Source organism: Frankia sp. CcI49 (assembly GCF_001983215.1).
In the GTDB taxonomy this organism is placed as follows: Bacteria; Actinomycetota; Actinomycetes; order Frankiales; family Frankiaceae; genus Parafrankia; species Parafrankia irregularis.
In genome coordinates this window covers 287,901-306,042 of sequence record NZ_MOWP01000009.1, presented here as the reverse complement: position 1 = coordinate 306,042, position 18,142 = coordinate 287,901, and the positions used below count along the sequence as shown (strand labels likewise).

At 70.2% G+C, this 18,142-nt stretch carries 18 protein-coding genes; all 18 read right to left on the bottom strand.

Translation table 11 applies throughout. The features are described 5' to 3' along the window. Positions 1-75: 75 nt before the first annotated feature. Positions 76-552: a hypothetical protein gene (locus CcI49_RS10185; protein ID WP_054570894.1), complete on the bottom strand. Its 477-nt coding sequence runs from the start codon at positions 550-552 to the stop codon at positions 76-78. 152 nt (positions 553-704) lie between these two features. After that, positions 705-1,211, bottom strand: a complete 507-nt coding sequence (locus tag CcI49_RS10180) for a nuclear transport factor 2 family protein (protein ID WP_083749411.1) — start codon at positions 1,209-1,211, stop codon at positions 705-707. Then, entirely contained in the window at positions 1,208-2,941 is a 1,734-nt protein-coding gene (locus CcI49_RS10175; protein WP_076825887.1) for a long-chain-fatty-acid--CoA ligase, read from the bottom strand. The genes CcI49_RS10180 and CcI49_RS10175 overlap by 4 nt, the downstream gene beginning before the upstream one ends. 72 nt (positions 2,942-3,013) lie before the next feature. Then, positions 3,014-3,946, bottom strand: coding sequence for a phosphopantetheine-binding protein (locus CcI49_RS10170; RefSeq protein ID WP_076825884.1), 933 nt, complete (start codon positions 3,944-3,946; stop codon positions 3,014-3,016). A gap of 800 nt (positions 3,947-4,746) precedes the next feature. After that, entirely contained in the window at positions 4,747-5,088 is a 342-nt protein-coding gene (gene fdxA / locus CcI49_RS10165; RefSeq protein WP_054570891.1) for a ferredoxin, read from the bottom strand. A gap of 209 nt (positions 5,089-5,297) precedes the next feature. Continuing rightward, complete coding sequence (locus CcI49_RS10160) at positions 5,298-6,329, bottom strand: 2-oxoacid:ferredoxin oxidoreductase subunit beta (RefSeq protein WP_076825882.1); 1,032 nt, start codon at positions 6,327-6,329, stop codon at positions 5,298-5,300. Beyond that, positions 6,326-8,314, bottom strand: a complete 1,989-nt coding sequence (locus CcI49_RS10155) for a 2-oxoacid:acceptor oxidoreductase subunit alpha (protein ID WP_054570889.1) — start codon at positions 8,312-8,314, stop codon at positions 6,326-6,328. The genes CcI49_RS10160 and CcI49_RS10155 overlap by 4 nt, the downstream gene beginning before the upstream one ends. After that, the gene (locus tag CcI49_RS10150) at positions 8,268-9,521 is read right to left on the bottom strand and encodes a cysteine desulfurase family protein (protein ID WP_054570888.1); all 1,254 of its coding nucleotides are present in this window, start codon (positions 9,519-9,521) and stop codon (positions 8,268-8,270) included. Before CcI49_RS10150 ends, CcI49_RS10155 begins: the two co-directional genes overlap by 47 nt. Then, on the bottom strand, positions 9,518-10,468 hold the full coding sequence (locus CcI49_RS10145) for a HesA/MoeB/ThiF family protein (RefSeq protein WP_241839981.1): 951 nt from the start codon (positions 10,466-10,468) through the stop codon (positions 9,518-9,520). Before CcI49_RS10145 ends, CcI49_RS10150 begins: the two co-directional genes overlap by 4 nt. Positions 10,469-10,557: 89 nt before the next feature. After that, positions 10,558-11,178 carry an iron-sulfur cluster assembly accessory protein gene (locus CcI49_RS10140; RefSeq protein WP_054570887.1) on the bottom strand — a complete coding sequence of 207 codons (621 nt, stop codon included), beginning with the start codon at positions 11,176-11,178 and terminating at the stop codon, positions 10,558-10,560. After that, on the bottom strand, positions 11,175-13,178 hold the full coding sequence (gene nifB, locus CcI49_RS10135; protein WP_076825880.1) for a nitrogenase cofactor biosynthesis protein NifB: 2,004 nt from the start codon (positions 13,176-13,178) through the stop codon (positions 11,175-11,177). The genes CcI49_RS10140 and nifB overlap by 4 nt, the downstream gene beginning before the upstream one ends. Beyond that, positions 13,175-13,543, bottom strand: a complete 369-nt coding sequence (locus CcI49_RS10130) for a nitrogen fixation protein NifZ (protein ID WP_054570885.1) — start codon at positions 13,541-13,543, stop codon at positions 13,175-13,177. Before CcI49_RS10130 ends, nifB begins: the two co-directional genes overlap by 4 nt. Beyond that, positions 13,543-13,929: a nitrogenase-stabilizing/protective protein NifW gene (locus CcI49_RS10125; protein ID WP_054570884.1), complete on the bottom strand. Its 387-nt coding sequence runs from the start codon at positions 13,927-13,929 to the stop codon at positions 13,543-13,545. Before CcI49_RS10125 ends, CcI49_RS10130 begins: the two co-directional genes overlap by 1 nt. After that, positions 13,926-14,153, bottom strand: coding sequence for a CCE_0567 family metalloprotein (locus tag CcI49_RS10120; protein WP_006540882.1), 228 nt, complete (start codon positions 14,151-14,153; stop codon positions 13,926-13,928). The genes CcI49_RS10125 and CcI49_RS10120 overlap by 4 nt, the downstream gene beginning before the upstream one ends. Next, positions 14,143-14,610 carry a NifX-associated nitrogen fixation protein gene (locus CcI49_RS10115; protein ID WP_006540883.1) on the bottom strand — a complete coding sequence of 156 codons (468 nt, stop codon included), beginning with the start codon at positions 14,608-14,610 and terminating at the stop codon, positions 14,143-14,145. The genes CcI49_RS10120 and CcI49_RS10115 overlap by 11 nt, the downstream gene beginning before the upstream one ends. Further along, positions 14,607-15,068 (bottom strand): nitrogen fixation protein NifX, encoded by a 462-nt coding sequence (gene nifX, locus CcI49_RS10110; RefSeq protein ID WP_006540884.1) that lies wholly within the window; start codon positions 15,066-15,068, stop codon positions 14,607-14,609. The genes CcI49_RS10115 and nifX overlap by 4 nt, the downstream gene beginning before the upstream one ends. Continuing rightward, a complete protein-coding gene (nifN, locus tag CcI49_RS10105; protein ID WP_076825877.1) occupies positions 15,062-16,651 on the bottom strand; it encodes a nitrogenase iron-molybdenum cofactor biosynthesis protein NifN in 1,590 nt (529 codons plus the stop codon). Before nifN ends, nifX begins: the two co-directional genes overlap by 7 nt. Further along, positions 16,651-18,036: a nitrogenase iron-molybdenum cofactor biosynthesis protein NifE gene (nifE, locus tag CcI49_RS10100; protein ID WP_076825875.1), complete on the bottom strand. Its 1,386-nt coding sequence runs from the start codon at positions 18,034-18,036 to the stop codon at positions 16,651-16,653. The genes nifN and nifE overlap by 1 nt, the downstream gene beginning before the upstream one ends. Positions 18,037-18,142: the final 106 nt, after the last annotated feature.

The following is an 18,142-nucleotide window of genomic DNA, read 5'->3' as shown; positions in this document are numbered from 1 at the left end:
GTCATTCAGATGTCAGGGGCGAAGCTCACACGAAGCCCACGCGAAGCACATGAGGCCACGCATCCGCCTGATCCACTAGGGCTTGGCCGAGTAGTCCCACCACGCCTTCGTGGACTTGGTCGTAAGAGTGGTGTTACTGGCACCTGGCCACCAGAACTGAAAGAAGAACTGTCCGGTCGCGCCGTCAGAATTACTCCAGGCGTACCCCTGCGTGTAGTCGACGCAGTTGGTGAAGTTGACGACGCCATAGCTTCTGTCGGGCGCGAGGTTGATGTCGCGACGAAGATCGCTCTGGATCTGCTGCTGATTGCAGCCACTCTGCTCCAGGTGTATCGGAGCGGAGCCGTTGCCAACACCGAAACGACTCGTCTGGCCCTCCTGGGGAAAGTTGCTGAGGGAGGTGCTGAACGAACCGGCGTTGGCGGCGATGGGCATCGACGCGACCCCCGCCGCGACCGCGGCGGCGGTCAACGTGGTACTACGTGAGCGCTCCCGGCGAGCGGGCTTCGGCGCCCGGTCGTAGGAGTCGGCGAGTGACCAACGGAAATCCATTCTTCTCCTGACTGATGTGCGAAGGTCGCCAGTCCGTTGCGGACGGCGTGGAGAACTGTGCTATCCGGTTCCGATACCCGGGCCCATGACGATCCCGCGCGTCGGCTACGGCCTTGAGTTCCATTCGTCCGCGGCGGCACCGCGAGGATGTCTCATCCCGACGGGCCTTCATTGGATCCGTTGGTCGAGCCGTAGGTGTAGGTGATTCGAGGAATCGGGCCGAAAAAACTCGTGACGGCGAGGATCGCCGGCGCCGAGTCGAACTTGAGGATATCGAAACCGCGCAGCCCCACGTTGCCGGCGCTGTCCCGCAGTGACCATTCGAAGCGGGCGTGGTCGTGATGGATGTCGATGCCGCTCGTCCGAACCGGAAGGTAGCCCGGAAGTCGGTCCCGAACCTGAGCGATGTGGGCGCTGATTCCAGCCGGCCCCTCGACACGGGTGGCCGGGTTCGTGAAGACGACCGTGCCGGCGACGCAGCCTTCCAACCGTCGGGTGCGTTCGTCCTGGTCTGGTTCCCGCCAGGCGGCGAGAAGGCCATCAACAATCCGCACGACGGCGTCGGACTTCGCCRTGGGCTCGCCGTCCAGGTTCCAGGCCTGGACCTCGTTGTATCCGACGACCGGTGCCGCCTCCGACGTGTTCTGCCCAACGCTCATGCCATCGCCGCCTCGGTGCCCGGAACAGTGTTCTTGGAAGAAGTCGTTTCAGCGGGGCTGCCGCCCATACCGAGCAGACGGCGTGCCTCGGCGCGTTGCAGCTTGCCGGACGGCGTCTTGGGGAGACTCCCCGGCGGAAGGATCAGCACCTCATTGGGCGAGACCCCGACGGCAGCACGTATCTGTGCGGCGACATCGGACCGCAGCTGCGCATGACGCTCGCTGGGCCAACGGGTTTCCAGGGCGACGGCCAGCCCCTCGGAGCCCAGCGCGTTCGGCCGCTCGTACGGAAAAGCGGCCACGTTGCCGGGGCGGACGCCCTCGGCGCCGGCCGCGGCGCGCTCGACCTCTTCCGGGTAGATGTTGCGGCCGGCGAGGATGATGACATCCTTAACCCGTCCGGTGACGACAAGCTCGCCGTCGGCCAGGTAGCCGAGGTCGCCTGTGCGCAGCCAGCCGTCGGCGGTTCGTGAGGCGGCCGTCGCCTCCGGATCGTTGTGGTAGCCGGCGGTCAGCGAGGTGCCGCTGACCTGGATCTCGCCGACAAGCCGTTCCGTGAGAACAGCCCCGGTCTCGGTGTCCGAGATGCGCAGGCGCAGGCCGTCGACCGGAGCACCGAGCCTGGCGAGCTGGCGGATCCTGCCGGTGTGGCCTGGCCCGACCGGGACGGCACGTCCATCGGTCTGGAGCAGGTCGGCGTCCACGCTGTCGGAAGCCAGGCCACGGCCGAGCGGCGTCATCGTCGTGGCGACAACGGTCTCGGCCATGCCATAGGCGGACACGACCAGAGCCGGATTGAAGCCGTGACGCTGCGCGGCGGCGGTGAACGCGGTCATCGCGTCGRGGTCGACGCTCTCCCCGCCGGTCAGGATCCCGCGCAGCTGAGACAGGTCCAGAGCCGGTCCGGTCGCCAGAAGCTTGGCAGCCAGTGCGTAGGCGGAGTTCGGACCGACCGTCGACGTGGCTCGATACTCCGAGATCTGCGCCATCCAGCTCGCCGGGCGGGCCAGGTAGTCCATTGGCGAGGACAGCAGCAGGTCACAGCCACCGCAGGTCATCGGGATGATCAGGGTGCCGATCAGGCCCATGTCGTGGGACAGCGGCAGCCAGGACAGGATCCGCCCGTGGAAGCGGTCGTGCTCGTCCCTGGCCTTGATCGCCTCCACATTGGCCGCGAGATTCCCGTGACTGACCCGCACTGTCTTCGCACTCGCCGTTGTCCCGCTGGTCAGTTGCAGGATCGCCGGGTCGTCATCGGTGAGTGACGGCGGCAGATAGGCAGGAAGCCCGTCACTGCCACGAACCTCGGCGTGGACGTCGTCGAGCATTCGGACGTCCCACCCGCCGGTCGCGAGACCGGGCAGGATCTGGTCGAACCGCGGCCCCACCAGCACCAGCGGACTACCACCGAGCCGGTCGATGCGTCGCACGGTCTCGGCGACGAACGCGGCCTCGTCCATCGTCCGGGTCGGCGTGGGTGCCATCGTCAGGGCACCGCCCGCCAGCCAGGTCGCCATYGCCGCCGTCACCGCCGGCCGTGACGCCAGCGCCAGCATCACCACGGATCGGCCCGGGCCGATACCCGCCGTCTGCAGGACTGCCGCCAGGTTCACGGCGTCCGCGTACAGATCACCCCAGCCGACGACCTCGTCGTCTCCCGACGGCGAGAGGAAGGTGACGGCACCGTTCTTCCGTGCGGCTGATTCCATCCGTTCAAGCAGATAAACCATCGAGAATCCTTCTGTGCTCCACGGTCGGGCGGCGGGGAGACCCGCCGCGGCGCCGAGCGAATCGGAATCCGGCTACACGCTCGAGAGGTCGATCCCCTCACCCCGACCGGCCGATCCGGCCGAATACAGGTCCTGCCGGTAGGCCGCGAGGACGACGCGGTCCCAGCGTCGCCCGCGGTAGTAGTCGTGATCCCGGAAGCGTGCCTCGATGTGCAGTGTGCTGCCGATCGCGCTCGCGAACTGACGGCAGTTGAACTCCGGCAGCTCGAAGTAGAGCTTTCGGAAGGGCCACACGTCGAACAGGTAGCGAAGAAACAGGACGACCGGTTCGGCGGCGATCCCGGACCGCTGGTACCGGCCGGTCATCGCGACACCGACATAGGCGTTTCCCAGGCCGAAGTCAGGGTTGTAGCAGATAGCGTGACCGGCCGCCTCGCCAGTTTCACGCGAAACGATCAGGAACTGCGCCAGCATGCCCTGCCAGAGGTCCGCCTCGAATTTCTCATAGGGCGGGAAGGCACCCCGGTAGCGCCAGCGGAACCCGACGTCCGGCGCGATCGAAAGCTCGTACAGGAAAGGAGCCATCGACGGGAGGACCGGAGTCAGCTGGAAGTACCGTCCGGCCAGCTCCGGCGGCAGCACCTCGTCGTCCGAGCCGTCCGAGCCGGCCGAGCGGTCCGAGCCGCCCGACGCGCCGGGCCCCGTCAGGGCCTCGGCCTGCGGCAGCGAAGGATGCGGCACCCCGGTGCGAAGCCGGCCGGCCTCCGCCGCGCCCGGGAGGCCACCGGCACAGCACCGCGTGTAGAGATCACCGACGGTCCCGGCGGCCAGCCAGTCCTCCTCGCCGACGTCCACGCCGACATCCGCCAGCGCCGAGCAGAGTTCCAGCAGCCCGTACGAGTCCAGTCCCAGATCGTCGGTCAACCGGGCCTCGAACCGCACGTCCTGCCGCTGGACACCAGCAACACGGCTGACCAGCTCCTCGAAGACGTCYGTACTGAGCATTTCACCTCGAATAAGAAGATCCACCGAGAAACACGGCCGTTCGGACACAAGCCACGGATGGCCGCCTCTTGTATAGCCGGGAAGGCCGACCTGGAACGATGGTCTGCGACGCGTTCCGGTGTGCATGCACCAGATTTGAGCCGCCATATCCCGCAGCCGCGGCCAGTCCAGGTCAGACCTGCGCATATCCAGCACCGACCTGGGCCGTCAGGCGGCGTCAGGAGACCTCTGCAACCGTTTCCGTTCCCGGCCGGGGGCCGGGATACCGCCGAGCCGAGCCGAGGACACAAAGGCTCACTCTCGCCACGGAAACCGGGGCGGACCCTTCAACCCTTCAACCCATACCGTCCGTCGACGACGGCGGAGCCTTCCCCGTAAAGGCCTCCCAAGACACGACGTGAAGAGCGTCGTAGCGGACTCACGAAGGAACCATTGTGTTGGCCAGACCGTAGCATGCCGCATACGGACAGGCAACCAGAATCAGGTGATACCGCCACAGGCGATGGCACCAACTACCTTGCGTACACCGAGGGCGCACTTCCATCCACCTGGAATCTCCGCACGGAGACACCCCGTGACCTGTGGTTACGCCCCGCCGCGCGCGATGTGCCACGACATCGGAAATCTGCGTTTCAAGGTCGTTATTAACAGAGGGTGTTCGGTACACGGAGCAGATTCCGCCCAGCGGAGATGCCGCAACGCGAACGGCCCATCCGTCGACGGTGACGGATGGGCCGTTCGCGTTGCGGGTGGACGCCCCCGGGGTGAGGTGTGCGCCCGGGGGGACGGGCGGGCGCCGCTTACTCCGCGGCCTGGAACTCGGCGACGAAGGGGGTGTCGACGCCGATCTTGCCGGCGGCCTTGGCACCACCCGGGTCGCCGAGCGGCTCGTCGCGGCCCGGCAGCGCCTTCGCGAAGAACTCCTTGTCGGTCTTCACGAACGGCCGTTCGGGCTTGGGCACCTCGAGGTCGAGCATGATGGCGCCGATCGGGCAGGCCGAGGCGCAGGCACCGCACTCGGTGCACTCGTTGGGGTTGATGTAGAGCTTCCGGGCGCCCTCGTAGATGGCGTCGACCGGGCACTCGTCGAGGCATGCGCCGTCTTTGACGTCGATGCAGGGGGACGTGACGACGTAGGGCATCGGAGTTCTTCTTTCCGTCGACGGGACCGTGTCGGGCCCGGGAGAATCTCGTTGCCTGCGGTTCGCTCAGAACGCCCTGGCCGGGTTTGACAAAGCCTGGCCTGACCAGCCGCCCTGGCCGGATCAACCGGTCAGGGCAGCCCTGTCAGCTACGGGGAGAGGGTCAGGTCGAGAGGTCCGGACCGGGTCAGGACCGGGCCGGGACCGGGTCAGGACCGGGCCGGGACCGTCCAGGAGTCGTTGCCGGTGAGCAGGTCCTGCAGGTCGCCAMGGCCACCTGCGCGGGCGTCGGCGAGCCGGTCCTGGTACTGCTTGTCGAAGCTCGCCCGCTCGACCGCGCGGTACACGCCGATCGGCGCGAGCTCGGGCTCGGTGTCGGCGATCCGGGCCAGCGCGTAGGCGTAGGTCGGGCTGGTCGAGCGCGGGTTGTGCACCACGACGCCCTTCTCCGTCGAGCGGCCGAGCTTCAGGTCGCCGGTCTCGGCGTCGCGCAGCACCGCCCACTGGCTGTCGGCGCCGAACAGGATCGGCGAGCCGGCCTCCAGACGGATCGGGCCGTCGGCCGGGGTCGGCACCGACGTGTCGGCGGTGACGGCCCGCTCGCCGTGGTTGAAGGTCGGGCAGTTCTGCCGGATCTCGACCAGCGCGGAGCCGTCGTGGGCGGCGGCCGCGGCGAGGATCTCCATCATGTGCTTCTTGTCGGTGTCGACGGTGCGGGCGACGAAGCTCGCCTCCGCGCCGAGCGCCAGCGCCAGCGGGTTGAAGGAGTGGTCGAGCGAGCCGAACGGGCTGGACGGGGTGATCGTGCCGGGCTTGGTCGCCGGCGAGAACTGGCCCTTGGTCAGACCGTAGATCTGGTTGTTGAACAGCAGGATCTTGAGGTTGACGTTGCGGCGCAGCGCGTGGATCAGGTGGTTGCCACCGATCGACAGCGCGTCACCGTCACCGGTGACGACCCACACCGACAGGTCGGGCCGGTTGATCGAGACACCGGTCGCGATCGACGGCGCGCGGCCGTGGATCGAGTGCATGCCGTAGGTGTCGAGGTAGTAAGGCAGCCGGGAGGAGCATCCGATGCCGGAGATCACCACGAAGTTCTCGCGCGGGATGCCGAGGGTCGGCATCAGGTTGCGCATGTTGTTGAGGATGGCGTGGTCACCGCAGCCAGGGCACCAGCGGGCCTCGCCCGCGGAGAAGTCCTTGGCGGTGAGCTGCTTGCCTACCGCGTCGGGGCTGGTCACTTGTTCTTCTCCGATCCGAGCTCGCTGCGGCCGACCTTGCCGGTGCCGCCGATGGCCTTGATGTCCTCGGTGGACAGTGCCGCGGCGCCGTCCTCGAGGTCGTTGACGAGCCGGGTGAACACCGCGGCCAGCTCCACGGCGCGGAAGGGCAGGCCGCGGGTCTGGGTGTAGCCGACCGGCTCGATCTGGCAGTGCATGCGCAGCAGCCCGCCGAGCTGCCCGAGGTTCATCTCGGGGACGAGCACGGTGTCGTAGGCGGCCAGGATGGAGGCGAGGTTGGCCGGCAGCGGGTTGAGGTAGCGCAGGTGGGCCTGGGCGATGGCGAGCCCCTGCTGGCGGACGAGCCGGCAGGCCGCGCCGATCGGGCCGTAGGTGGAGCCCCAGCCGATGACGAGCAGCTTGGAGCCGAATCCGGGCGGGCCGGACGGGTCGTCGACCTCCAGCGGCGGCACCTCGATGCCGTCGACCTTGTTCTGGCGGGTGCGGACCATCAGGTCGTGGTTGTCCGCGTCGTGCGAGATCTCGCCGCTGCCGTCGGCCTTCTCCAGACCACCGATGCGGTGCTCCAGACCGGGGGTGCCGGGGATGGCCAGCGGACGGGCCAGCGTGCGCGGGTCACGCTTGTACGGGTGGAACGCGGGCTTGCCGTCCTTGCCGATGCCGTTCGGCTCGGTGGCGAACTCGATGCCCAGGTCGGGCAGCTCGCTGACGTCCGGCACCTTCCACGGCTCGCTGCCGTTGGCGATGTAGGAGTCGGACAGCAGGATGACCGGGGTCCGGCGCTCCAGGGCGATCTGCGCCGCCTCGAAGGCCGCGTTGAAGCAGTCGGCCGGGCTCTGCGCGGCGAGCACGGGCAGCGGGGCCTCGCCGTGCCGGCCGTACAGGGACTGCAGCAGGTCGGACTGCTCGGTCTTGGTCGGCAGGCCGGTGGACGGGCCACCGCGCTGCACGTTGACGATGACCAGCGGCAGCTCCAGCGAGATCGCCAGGCCGATCGCCTCGGACTTGAGCGCCATGCCCGGCCCGGAGGTCACGGTAACGGCGAGCATGCCGGCGAACGCGCCACCGATCGACGCGCCGATCGCCGCGATCTCGTCCTCCGCCTGGTACGAGCGGACGTCGTGCGAGATGAGCTTGCTCAGCTCGTGCAGGACGTCGGTGGCGGGGGTGATCGGGTAGGCGCCGAGGAACAGCGGCATGCCGGCCTGGTGCGCGGCGGCGACGAGGCCGAACGCGATGGCCCGGTTGCCGCGCATGTGCCGGTAGGTGCCCGGGGGCAGCGGGGCGGGCTTGACCTCGTAGGAGACGGCGAACGCCTCGGTGGTGTCGCCGTAGTCCACACCGGCCCGCAGCGACGCGAGGTTGCCGGCGAGGATCTCCGGCGGCTTCTTCGCGAAGCGCTTCTCCAGGTAGGCGACGGTGCTCTCGACCGGCTGGTTGAACATCCAGGACACCAGGCCGAGCGCGAACATGTTCTTCGTCCGGGCGGCGTCCTTGCGCTTGAGGCCGAGGCCTTCGGTGGCGCCGACGGCGAGCCCGGTCAGGTCGACCGCGTGGACGATGTAGTTGCTCAGTGAGCCGTCGGTCAGCGGGTCGGAGTCGTAGCCGGCCTTCTCCAGCGCGCGCACGTTGAACGCGCCGGAGTCGACGACCAGCACGCCACCGGGGCGGAGGTCCTTGAGGGTGGCCTTCAGCGCCGCCGGGTTCATGGCGACGAGGACGTCGGGCTGGTCACCGGGGGTGGTGATGTCGTGGTCGGCGACGTGCAGCTGGTAGCTGGAGACACCGCCGACGGTGCCGGCTGGCGCCCGGATCTCGGCCGGGAAGTCCGGCAGGGTCGCCACGTCGTTGCCGGCCTCCGCGGCCTGCGCACCGAAGCGGTCACCGGTCAGCTGCATGCCGTCACCGGAGTCACCGGCGAACCGGATGACGACTCCCTTAAGCCGGCGTACCCGCGGGTCGGGCTGTTCGAGCTCGGTTGTCATCGCGAACCTCGTCTTGGATGGGGGTGCTCTGGGTAAGGGAGCGAACGCGCTGGACAGCGCGGGCCACCTGGTCCGCGACGGTGCGGATTTCCTCGGGGGTCGTGGCGCGGCCCAGGCTGAAGCGCAGGCTCTCCCGGGCCTCGGTGGCGGTCCGGCCCATGGCCAGCAGGACGTGCGACGGGGTGTCCCCACCGCCGCTGCAGGCCGATCCAGCCGAGACCGCGACGTGCGGAAGGCAGGCCTGGACCTCGTCGGCGCCCGCGCCGACGAAACGCAGGTTGACCGTGTTCGGCAGCCTGGCCCGCACCGGGCCGTTCAGTTCGACGGCGCCCCGGCCGAGCCGTTTGACGAGCAGCTCGGTCAGCAGCGCCACCAGCGCACGCTGGCGGTTTCCGTCGTCGGTCATCGACGCGGCCGCGAGGCGGGCGGCCGCGCCGAAGCCGGCGATCCCGGCGGTGTTGAGGGTGCCGGGACGCCGGCCGCGTTCCTGGCCTCCGCCGTGTGTCTGCGGCGCGATGCGTGCCCAGGCGTCCTTCGACGCGATCAGCGCACCGACGCCCTTGGGGCCGTACAGCTTGTGCGCGGACGCGACGGCCACATCGACGCCGGTCCGGTCGAGGCTGACCGGGATCCGGCCCAGGGCCTGGGTGATGTCACTGAACAGCAGCGCACCGGCCGCGTGCACGGGTTCGACCAGGGGCCGCAGGTCGTTCACGGCCCCGGTCTCGTTGTTCGCCGCCATGACGGCGACGAGGGCGACGTCGGGCCCGAGCCGACGGCGCAGGTCGTCGACGTCGATGGTGCCGTCCGGGTGGACGGCGATGCGTTCGGCGAGGGTGCCGGAGCCCGCACCGGGACCGGCCGATGCCGCCGCGGCGGCGTCGGCGGCGCCGAGCACCGCGGGGTGTTCGGTCGCCCCGACGAGCACCCGGCGACGGCCGGAACCGGCGGCGGTGAGGGCGGCGAGCGCCCCGCCGATGGCCAGGTTGGCCGCCTCGGTGGCGCCGGAAGTGAAGACCACGTCACGGGCCCGCGCGCCGGCGAGCGTGGCGACCTCGCGGCGGGCCCGCTCGACGATCCGGGTCACCTCCTGGCCCGGCCCGTGCTTGCTCGCCGGGTTGGCGAACTGCTCGGTGAGCAGCGGCAGCATCGCGTCCAGCACGCGCGGGTCCACCGGCGTGGTCGCGTTGTGGTCGAGGTAGATCACCTCGGCTCCTCGGGCTGCCGCCGGACCCGGGCCTGGGCGCACGCTGGGCAGGTCGGGTCGGACCGGACCCGCAGCGACCGGAAGTCCATGTCCCACAGGTCGTACTGGAGCAGCCGGCCGCTGGCGGGCTCACCGAACCGAGCGATGATCTTGATGGACTCCATCGCCGCGAGGCAGCCCGCCAGGCCGGACACCGCACCGAGCACGGTGAACCCGAGCGGTTCCCAGGTGGGGTCGCCCTCGCTGAACACGCAGCGCAGGCAGGGTGTCCCCGGCTCGACGACCAGCACGTTGCCCTCGGTGGCGTTCATCGCGGCGATGACCGCCGGGGTTCCGGTCGCCACGCACAGGTCGTTGAGCCGGTACCGGTCGGGAAAGTTGTGCCGGGCGTCCACGACGACATCCGCCGCGGCGACGAGCTGGCCCAGCTCGGGCAGGTCGGCCAGCTCACGGTCGAAGCCGACGATCTCGACTCCCGGGTGGTGCGCGCGCAGGGTCTGCTCCGCGCAGGCCACCCGGGAGCGACCGATCCATTCGGGGCGCATGAGGGTCTGCCGGTTGAGGTCGGGTTCCTCCAGCACGCCCGGATGGACCAGGACCAGCCGACCGACACCGGCGGCGGCGAGGTACGTCGCCGCCGCACCACCGAGACCACCGATTCCCGCCACGAGCACCGTCGCCCGGCTCAGTCGCTCCTGGGCCTGCGGCCCGAAGCCCGGGATGCCGAGCTGGCGGTCGAACAGGCCGGGCAGGTCGTGGCGGGCGGTCCGCTGCTGCGGCGGCGCGTTCTCCGCCCGCGCGGCGGCCCCGCCGACATCGGCCGGACGAGCCGGACGAGCCGGCGCCACCGGGGCCACCGGGGCCACCGGGGCCACCGGGGCCGTCGGAACCACTGGGGCGAACGCCTGCTCAGGTTCGCGCGAGGTAACGATCATGTCGTTGTCCATGAAGGCTCCCTCTGCTCGGTGGTGTGGTCGGTCTGGTGGGGTCTGCGGTCTGGTGGGGTCTGCGGTCTGGTGATCTGCCGTCAGGCGGGTCAGGGAACGAGCGCGACGCGCCCGATCTCCGGCAGGCTCTCCTTGATCCGCTTCTCGATGACCGCGGTGACCGTCGCCGAGGCGCTGGAGCAGCCGTTGCACGCCCCGACGAGGCGGATGTGGACCTCGGCCGTGCCGGGCTGCCCGTTACCGGCGAGCACGGTGACCACCTGGACGTCGCCGCCGTCGCCCTGCAGGAACGGCCGGATCTCGGCCATGACGTCCTCGACCTGCGCACGCAGCTTCGCGTCGGCCTCGGCCCGCTCGGGCTCCTCGGGGGTGCCGAAGCTGTTGCCGCAGCCGCAGGAGCTGGTGGCGTTCGGGTTGGTGAAGGTGAAGCCGGACGAGGTCAGCGACTCGACGTAGTCGACGAGCAGGCCCCGCAGGTGGCCGATCATCGACGTGTGGACGAACACGTCGAAGCCGTCCTCGTGAATGACGATGTCGTCGCTCTCCGCGCCCGGCGCCAGGGCCAGGGTGTAGGTGAAGCCGGAGCAACCGCCCGGGTTCACCCCGACCCGCAGCCCGAAGCCCGCGGTCTCGGCGCTGCCGCCGATCAGGGTGCGCACCTGCTTCCTGGCGCGCTCGGTCAGTTCGATGGTGCTCGGGGCGAGGGTCATGACCGGGCTACCTCCAGGTCGGCGCCGTCGGAGGCGGCGCTTTCGAGATGGGGACCTTCGGCGCGGGCACCGACCGAGTGGGATCGGTCGGCACCGGCGTCAACACTGCGTGAGCCAGCTGTGCGGGAGCTGTCGGTTCGGGAGCTGCCGGTTCGTGCGCTTTCGGCTCGGGCGCTCTCGGTAGGAGAGCCCGTGTCCGGGCGGATCTGACCGGTTCCGTCGCCAGCGGGCTCGGTCAGCCGCCCGGACACGGCCTGGCCCGGGCCGGCCTCGGCGTGACGTGGTCCGCCCGAGCAGCCACCGCCCTTTCCACCCTTTCCGGCACCGCCGGAGCAGGAACCGGGGCGGACGGTGACCGCGAACTCGAACGGGTCCTCGTCCATCAGGTCCGGGTCGAGCAGGTCGACGTCGACCAGCTCGCCCCCCAGCACGTCGAGGTCCAGCTCGGCGACGACGTCGGTCGGGGAAGTACCGGCGTCGTCGGAGCCGGCCGCCTGCTCGGCGGCGGCCCGGGCCGTGATCCGGGCGCCGGTCGTGGCGACAGCCTTCTCGATCAGTTCGTAGACCTCGACCGGTTCGATGCCGGCGTCCTCGAGGGCGTCATACGGACCGGGACCGATCTTGCTGCACAGCACGGCGGCGCAGTCCGAAAGCATCGCGATGGTCTTGTCGAGCACCGAGGCCCCGTCCCCGCACTCGGTCGCGCCTTCGCAGTAGCGCTGCACGTCGCGGGTCTGGACGAGACGGGCCCAGTTGAGCCCGGCCTCGTAGATCCAGAACTCGGTGGCGTGCCCGAAATGCTGGTTCACCACACCGCTGCCCTTGGTCGCCACCGCGACCAGGACGGTGTCCTCCGGCTTGCTTCCGGTGCCGGTGATGCTCAGCGTCTCGCGCTCGGCGCGGTTCTCCTCACGCCACCGCTCGATCTGGGCGTGCGCGGCCTGGCGACCCTCGAGGTCGTAGGCGATCTCGCGGCCCTGGTACGTCTCCGGGCTGAACTCGTCGCCGCGGTCCTCGCCGAGCAGGCCGACGGCGTCGGCCCGGCACTGCCGGCAGTGCCGCATCATGTTCATGTCGGCGCCGCCCTCGCAGCGGTCCTGCAGCGCCTTGAGCTCCTGCGCCGTGGGGCCGCGCTGGCCGGAGAGTCCGAAGACGGTGCCGTGCTCGGGCGCGGAGACCAGCGGCATCACGTTGTGCAGGAAGGCGCCGAGCTCGTGCACCTTCTGGGAGACCTCGACGAGGTGCTCGTCGTTGACCCCGGGGATCATCACCGAGTTGACCTTGGCGAGGATCTTGCGCTCGGCGAGCATCGCGAGCCCCTCGAGCTGGCGCTCGGAGAGGATCTTCGACGCCTCCCTGCCGGTGTACTTCTTGCCCTTGTAGGCGACCCAGGGGTAGATCCGCTCGCCGACCTCCGGATCGATCATGTTGATGGTGATCGTCACGTGGTCGACGTTCAGGGCAGCGATGCGGTCGACGTGGTCGGGCAGGGTGAGCCCGTTCGTCGACAGGCACAGCTTGATGTCCGGGCAGTCCCGGGCGACCAGCTCCAGGGTGCGGAAGGTGCGCTTCGGGTTGGCCAGCGGGTCACCCGGGCCGGCGATGCCCAGCACGCTCATCTGCTTGATCTCGCTGGCGACCAGCTTGACCTTGGCGAGGGCGTCCTCGGGGGTGAGCAGGTCGCTGGTGACGCCCGGCCGGCTCTCGTTCGCGCAGTCGTACTTGCGGTTGCAGTAGTTGCACTGGATGTTGCAGCCGGGCGCCACCGCCACGTGCATCCGGGCGTAGTACTGGTGCGCCTCGGAGCTGTAGCACGGGTGGTTCGCGATCTTCTCCGCGATCTCCGGGTCGGTCGCCGGAGCGCTGCTGCCGCAGCTCTTCTTCGACGCGCAGCCACCCGCGGCGGCCGGCGCGGTGGACGTCGGCGCCGCCGGCGCGGTGGACATTGGCGCCGCCGGCGCGGTGGACAGCACCGGGAGCGCGACGGGCTCGTTGGTCACGACAGCCCCTCCTCCTCATCGGTGGTCCCGCTGGTCACGGCGACGCTGCTGTCAGCCGCGGAACTCGTGGCGTGGACGGTGTCCCCGTCCTGGGTGTGGTCGGCGTGGTCGGGCGTGGTGGGCCGGAACTCGCGGCCCGCGGCCTCCAGCTCCCGCTCGAGGGCGCCGACGACGCGTCCGTTCTCGAAGGCGACCGCGTAGACGATGTGTTCCTGCAGGTAGAGGCCCACATTGATGACCTCGCCGCGGGTGCCCTCCTCGACCAGGATCTGGCCGGTGGGGATGTCCGGGTCCGGGAAGGTCCCGTCCTGGCGCAGCGCCTTGGTGGTGGCGACGACATCGCCGACGTCGAAGGCCGACCTCATCAGCTCTGCTCCTTCCCCTGCGGGCCCGCGGTCGCGGAACGCTCGATGGTGATCTCGGAAACCGGGACGAAGGCCTCCGGCTCCGGCGCGCGGTCCTTGAGGACCTTGAACAGCCGGTGGTCCAGCGCCGTCGCCGTGGTGAAGGCCTCGTACGAGCGGATCAGGGCCTCGCGGTAGTGGCGCAGCAGCTCCTCCGGCGACTGCGCGGCGTCCGCCGCGTCATGCAGGCCGGCGATCTCCCCCGCGAAGTAGCGCAGGATGTGCAGCCGGTTGACGGCCACCACCCGCGGGTCGAAATCGACGTCGAGCAGCTCGAAGTACTGCTCGGCGGTGGAGCAGCGCCGGAACTCGGCGAGCTGCTCGTCGACCTGGCCGGCGGCGCTCACTTCGCCGCCTCCTTCGCCGCGCGCAGCTCGTTCTCCAGCACCGCGACCTCGGCGTAGGCGTCGTAGGTGCGGCGGGCGACGTCGAGGATGCCCTCCCAGCCGAGCGGCAGCTCCTCGGAGAGGTCGTGCAGGTCGAGCTTGAGCTGGGACGCCTTGCTGTTCATCTTGCGCAGCCGGGTCTGGATGGCGGCGACGTCGGTGCCGGCGCTGGTGTCAGGAGTCATCGCGGGCAGCCTCCCGGTACTGGTCGACGTACTTGGCGGCGGCGGTCACGAAGGCCTCGCCGCGGGCGGCGAGGTCCTCCAGGGAGTTGAAGCCGAAGCGCTGGGCGTCCCGCAGGACGTCGGAGAGCACCACGAGCCGTCCCGCGAAGATGACGACCCGGCCGAACCCCTCGTGGTTCAGGTCGAGCACCGTGGTCGTCTCGGCCCTGGTCGCCTTCTCCACCGCGGCGGCGACCGCCTGGTAGAAGGAGCGCACCCGGGCCTCGATGACCGCGTCGATGTCGCAGGCCACCGAGATCTGGCGCCGCTGCTCCTTCGTGAGGACGAACGGGGCGAGCATCGCCTCGTCGGAGAACTTGTCGAGCTTGCCGTAGGTGTCGCCGGCGCGGAGCTGGTCTGCGAGGTCCTTCAGGAACCCCTCGACCTTCCCGTTCGCCGCGGATGTCGATGCGGTCATGCCGTTCCTCCCATGGTTGTCGGGGTCGACGTGGCCGAATCCGAGGCGGACGAACCGGTCGTTGCCGGTGTCCAGGCGGGAGCTTCCTGGGGGCTGTGCGCCCGCAGGATCTTGCGCAGCCACGGCGGCGGGCTGCCGGCGAGCACGTCGACGAACTTGGTGAGCAGGCCGTCGATCGCGGTGCCCTTGGCGACCTTCATCGGGTAGATCTGGGCCTTGATGACCTTCGCGGCCGCGGTCCCTCCGATGTCGGAGACGTTGAGGATCGCGCAGTCGGTGACGGCGGCCAGCCGAGAGGCGATCTTGTCCTCCTCGTCCTCCTCGGCCGGCCCGAGCTCACGGGTCTCGAACAGTCGGTAGCCCTGCGGTCCGACCTCGTAGACGTCGAACCGGCGGCACCAGCCGAAGTGCTGGTCGACGGCGCTTCCGTCGCCGGTCGCGAAGGCGATCTTCAACATGAGGGCTCCTCGCACAGAACGTCGAGCTCGTCGAACGGGTCGATCGGGTGTGGGCTGACGTCGACGTCGCTGCGCTCGGCGCGGTGGCCCGGGTGGTCCCGGTGCGGTTCCGCGCGGTGGTCGGCGTGCTGGTGCTCGATGTGCTGGTGCTCGATGTGCTGGTGCTCGATGTGCTGGGGCTCTGTCAGCGGGTGCTCTGCCTGCGGGTGCTCCGCGTGCGGGTGCTCCGCGTGCTGGTGGTGGTGGTCGAGCAGCCGGTTCGCCGCGTCCACCAGGAGCCGCAGGCTGCCGCTGTACCCGGCGGTGGTGCGCAGGGCCGCGCCGAGCCGGTCGTAGATCGGGAAGCCGACCGGCAGGTGCGGGATGCCGATGCGGTCGGCGACCGCCCGGGTGTGGCTGGACCCGATGACCAGCTCCGCACCGCCCTCGACCGCCCGCTCCTCCAGGTCGGCCAGGTCGCCGATGACGATCTCGTCCCACGGGGCGGTGGCCAGCACGGGGGCGTCCGTCGGGGAGACTGCCGCCACGATCTCGACACCGACGTCGCACAGCAGCGAGCCGACGGCGACCAGCGCCTCGGGCTCCATCGCGAGCGCGACCCGGGCGCCACCCAGGTAGAAGTGGGTGTCGAGCAGACCGTCGGCGAGCCGGGCCCGGGCCCGGCGCACCTCGTAGGACGGACCGCGGCCGGACCGGGCCATCAGGTCGCTGACCAGCCCGTCCACCGCCCGCAGGCCACTGAGGTGGTCATAGTGCAGGAGATCGGCGTCGGTGCGGCCGGCGAGGTCGGCACCGGCGGCGGCCGCGGTCGCCCCGACGGTGATCACCAGGCCCGCCCGGTCGAGGCGGCGCAGCCGGGTCAGGTCCGTCCCGCCGGTCGTCGTCGGCTGCCAGGCCGGGGCGAGATGCCCGTCCAGCGAGCCTGACAGGTCCGGGACGAGGACCGGGCTCAGCCCGAACGAGCGGATCAGCGCGCTCAGCTCGTCGAGGTCCGCGGCGGTCAGGGACGGGCCGACTAGCACCGCGACCGTGTTCCCACACTCGAGGCCGTCACGGTCGGGTCCGTCAAGGTCGTGGCCGTCGGGGTYGGCCCCGTCGAACGGCACCGTCGTGACGAGCGCCCGCAGCGCGGCCGACCAGCCGTCCGACAGGCCGCCGACGAAGTCAGGCGTCGACACCCGCACGATCAGCGGGGCGCCCTCGGGAGTGGTGTGCTCCATCATCGCGATGTACTGGCGCATCTGGCCGCCGACGTCCTCGCCGCTGACCTCGGTGACCCCGGTGGTCAGCAGCCCGATGATCTCTGGGCGTTGCTTGGCGCGGATCGCGTCCAGGTGCACCACGAGCTCCTCACCGCTGCCCATGACCGCGGTGACCTCGGTGATCCCGGTGGTCTGCAGCGGGACGGGCTCGTTGAAGTGCCGGGTGAGCAGCGCCTTGGCGAACGACGCGCAGCCCTTCGAGCCGTGCATCACCGGCATGGAGCTGGCGAGGCCGAGGAAGACCAGGGCGCCGCCGAGGGGCTGGCTGAACTTCAGCGGGTCCAGGCCGGCCCGCCGGCTGCTCGTGACGACCCGCGCCATCACGCCACCTCCGCCGGCGTGCTGGCGACGTCCCAGGGTGCGGGGGCACGGACCTGCTCCCACACCGGGTTGGTGAGGGCCAGGTYGAGGCGGCGGGCGAGCTCGACGGCGCCGCGGTAGCCCGCGTAGGGGATGTGCCGCTCCTGGTTGATGTCCAGGAAGGGCAGCCGCCCCTTGAGCGCGGTGTACATGTTGCGGCCGCCGGCGACCAGGATGTCCGCGCGGGTCTCGTCCGCGATGCGCAGCAGCTCGCGCGGGCTGCCCTCGGAGACGATCTTCGCATCCGGGCCGAGCAGCTCGGAGATCTTCTCGACGTCCCCGTCGGAGCTCTTGGTGATGCCGTTCGCGACGACCTCGATGCCGAGGTCCTGCAGCGCGGAGACGATCGACCAGCTCTTGACCCCGCCGGTGTAGAGAACGGCGCGCTTGCCGGCGAGCCGCTCCCGGTAGGGCTCCAGGGCCAGGTCGACGGCGGTCTGCTCGAGCTCGATCAGCTCCTCGGCGCGTTCGGCGAGCGCGCCGCCGCCGAGCAGGCGGGCGAACTGGCGCAGCGTGTCGTTCATCGCCCGGACGCCGTAGAAGCTGCCCTCGAACCAGGGGATGTCGTAACGCTCGTCCAGCCCGCGGGCCAGCCCCAGCAGGGCCCGGGAGCAGACGACCATCGTCGCGCGGGCCCGGTGCGCGGCGGCGACGTCGGCGTAGCGCGCGTCCCCGCTGATGCAGGCCCGCACCCGCAGGCCCAGCTTGGACAGCGTGGGCAGGACGTCCCACAGCTCGCCGGCGATGTTGTACTCGCCGACCAGGTTGACGTCGTACTCGCTCACGTCGGCCGGCTCGACCGTGCCGATGACGTGCTCGAGCAGCGCGTCACCGGCGATCTTGTTGCCGAGGTTCTTGTTGCCGACGAATCCCGGCGCGTGCACCGGGATGACCGGCACACCGGTGTGCGTGGCGGCGGCAGCGCACACGGCGTCGAGATCGTCGCCGATCATGGCGGTGACGCAGGTCGAGTAGACGAACACCGCTGGCGGGCGGTGGCGCTCGACGGCTTCGAGAATGGTGTCGAACAGGCGCTGCTCGCCGCCGAAGATCACATCCTGCTCGCCGACGTCGCTGGTGAAGCCGCGTCGGTAGAGGTCAGGTCCTGACGACAGGCTTCCCCGCCCGTCCCAGGAGTTGCCGGCGCAGGCGATGGGGCCGTGCACGACATGGGCGCTGTCAACGATCGGAACCAGGGTGATCATCGCACCGTCGAAGGTGCATCCCCCGCTCGTGCCCCCAGGAGCGGGCTTGGGGCAGCCGGCCTTGCGCTCCTTCGCGGACTTCTCGCGGTTGTGGTCACAGGCCGGTTCGGTGAAGAGAGTTGCGCGGTCAGTGGCGGCCATGGCGATCTCTCCGCTTGGGAGGGCGTTGCCCTCGGTGAGCTGGGTGAGCGGGGCCGTTCGATGGACCAGCGGTTCTTCTGAACCGGAGTGGTTGTCGGCGGAGTGG

Coding starts and splice junctions, on each gene's coding strand:
- CcI49_RS10120 (WP_006540882.1), bottom strand. CDS start 14,153: ATGACTCCTGACACCAGCGCCGGCACCGACGTCGCCGCCATCCAGACC.
- CcI49_RS10155 (WP_054570889.1), bottom strand. CDS start 8,314: ATGACAACCGAGCTCGAACAGCCCGACCCGCGGGTACGCCGGCTTAAG.
- CcI49_RS10130 (WP_054570885.1), bottom strand. CDS start 13,543: ATGAGGTCGGCCTTCGACGTCGGCGATGTCGTCGCCACCACCAAGGCG.
- CcI49_RS10185 (WP_054570894.1), bottom strand. CDS start 552: ATGGATTTCCGTTGGTCACTCGCCGACTCCTACGACCGGGCGCCGAAG.
- CcI49_RS10140 (WP_054570887.1), bottom strand. CDS start 11,178: ATGACCCTCGCCCCGAGCACCATCGAACTGACCGAGCGCGCCAGGAAG.
- CcI49_RS10145 (WP_241839981.1), bottom strand. CDS start 10,468: ATGGACAACGACATGATCGTTACCTCGCGCGAACCTGAGCAGGCGTTC.
- nifX (WP_006540884.1), bottom strand. CDS start 15,068: ATGTTGAAGATCGCCTTCGCGACCGGCGACGGAAGCGCCGTCGACCAG.
- fdxA (WP_054570891.1), bottom strand. CDS start 5,088: ATGCCCTACGTCGTCACGTCCCCCTGCATCGACGTCAAAGACGGCGCA.
- CcI49_RS10115 (WP_006540883.1), bottom strand. CDS start 14,610: ATGACCGCATCGACATCCGCGGCGAACGGGAAGGTCGAGGGGTTCCTG.